Source organism: Mesorhizobium sp. M8A.F.Ca.ET.021.01.1.1 (genome assembly GCF_003998025.1).
GTDB lineage: Bacteria > Pseudomonadota > Alphaproteobacteria > Rhizobiales > Rhizobiaceae > Mesorhizobium.
In genome coordinates this window covers 1-409 of record NZ_RZSJ01001124.1, presented here as the reverse complement: position 1 = coordinate 409, position 409 = coordinate 1, and the positions used below count along the sequence as shown (strand labels likewise).

Sequence of the window (409 nt, the reverse complement as noted above, 5' to 3'; positions counted from 1 at the left end):
GCATCAGGATGTCGAGGCACTTGTGCCAATTGTCGAGGTTTTCATTGCGCTCGATCGCCGTGGCGGCCGCCACGATCTCGCCCAGCCGCTCATGGTCGGTCACCGGCAGGCCGATGTCTTCCAGCGCCGCCGGCCCAACCAGCAGCTCGGCGGCCGCCAGCAGCGTGCCGAACGTGTCGATCGCGCGCGCATCGAGGCCCTGGGCGGCCAGCGCCTCCCAATAGTTCACAAGCAGCCGGTCGTTATAGTCGCGCCAGCCGTCCATGATCTGGCGCAGCATCATGCGGCCGTCCGTCTCGGCCTTCAGAACCACTTTGCGGCCGATGCCGTTCTTCTTGTCGAGCCGCGACAGGTTGAGGATCGCCATGCGGCTTTTGTCCTGGGCGCCCATCGGCGGCGCGTTGATGGC

General features: G+C 66.3%; 1 protein-coding gene. It reads right to left on the bottom strand.

Translation table 11 applies throughout. The features are described from left to right. On the bottom strand, positions 1–409 hold a 409-nt coding region (locus tag EOA36_RS37660), incomplete at both ends, for a hypothetical protein (RefSeq protein WP_189553583.1).